The following is a 1,311-nucleotide window of genomic DNA, read 5'->3' as shown; positions in this document are numbered from 1 at the left end:
AGGGAGAGAAATACGTCGAGGTGTTTGTCTTTGTCGGCCATCAGCACTTCGTCAGGGCTATTGGCGACCAGAGTAAAAATGCCAACACGGTCGCCCGGCTGATAACTCGCTTCGTCGCGGTTAAGGTCGATGCGCGTTAGTCGGCCCAAGTCTTTTAAACCCAGGTGGCGGACGATGGCATTGCGCAGTTGCATCATGTTGTCGATCCACCTTGGCGTAGTGGCCAATGCCCGCAGCGCGTGGCCCATGGCGGTGCGTTCGGTGTTGCTGACGTCGATACGGTGGCAGTTGATAAAGGCGGCGCCAGCGGCTTGTTGGCTAAGGCTGCTGATGCTGGGCAGGGCACATTCTTGGACGGTGGCGGGCATGGCGGGGCACTCCTTGGCAAAGCTGAAGTGTCGGCTATGCACCGGGTACGCGCCTGCTCCAGTTTGTCGCAGGCGCGCCTAAGCACTTGGCTTAGGTCAAATCTCGCAGGGCACTTTCCACATCGGCAAAACGAAACATATAACCGGCCTGCAACAGCCGCGTTGGCGCGACGTTCTGCCCGTCGACTAATAGCTCCGCCATCTCGCCTGCCAGCCAGCGAACGGGAGCGGCTGGCACATGCAGCCAAACGGGACGGTGCAGTACCTGGCCGACGGTTTTGGCGAACTGCGCCTGGCTTACGGCACCAGGTGCTACGAAGTTGTAAACGCCGTGCATGCTCTCATCGGTCAACGCGCGGGCGATAAGTTGGAACACGTCGTCACGGTGAATCCAGCTAAGAATTTGCTTGCCGCTGCCCAGGCGTCCACCCAGGCCGAAGCGGTGTGGCAATAGCAATGGTTGCAGCGCGCCGCCAGGACCAAACACCACGCCCAGGCGCATCACCACCTGGCGCACGCCGGCAGCGGTTACCGCCTCGCTCGAGGCTTCCCAGCGGGCGCACAGTTCGGCCATAAAACCGCGGCCGACGCTGCTGTCCTCCGTTAGTACCTCATCCGCGCTGCGCACACCGTAATAGCCGATGGCGGATGCCTGCAGCCAGACCGCAGGTTTGTGCTGGGCTTTGGCGAGCCAGGCGACCAACGCCGTGGTGACCCCCACGCGGCTGGCGAGCAATAGCTTCTGCCGCGCGGGTGACCACCGAGGGCCGATTACCGGGGCGCCGGCCAGATTGATTACGGCATCGAAGGCGTCTAGTTCGGTCAGCGTTTCAAGGCTGCCAATGCAGCGCGCTCGTCCCTTGAACAACGGCTCAGCACGCTGCGGGCTGCGGGCAAATACGCAGACGCTATGGCCGGCATCCAGCAATTGGTTGACCAGGGT

At 61.9% G+C, this 1,311-nt stretch carries 2 protein-coding genes; both read right to left on the bottom strand.

Annotated features, from left to right (window positions below):
- Positions 1–368 (bottom strand): DUF2867 domain-containing protein (locus tag AAAB16_RS10385; protein WP_340663255.1); only part of this gene is annotated, 368 nt, incomplete at its 3' end.
- A gap of 91 nt (positions 369–459) precedes the next feature.
- Positions 460–1,311, bottom strand: an 852-nt coding sequence (locus AAAB16_RS10380; protein ID WP_340663254.1) for a TIGR01777 family oxidoreductase, incomplete at its 5' end; no start/stop codon positions are given.

Origin of the sequence: Pseudomonas sp. (assembly GCF_037994325.1) — a bacterium.
GTDB lineage: Bacteria > Pseudomonadota > Gammaproteobacteria > Pseudomonadales > Pseudomonadaceae > Aquipseudomonas.
The sequence above is the reverse complement of the archived record's forward strand: the minus strand, read 5'-3'. Positions and strand labels throughout refer to the sequence as shown.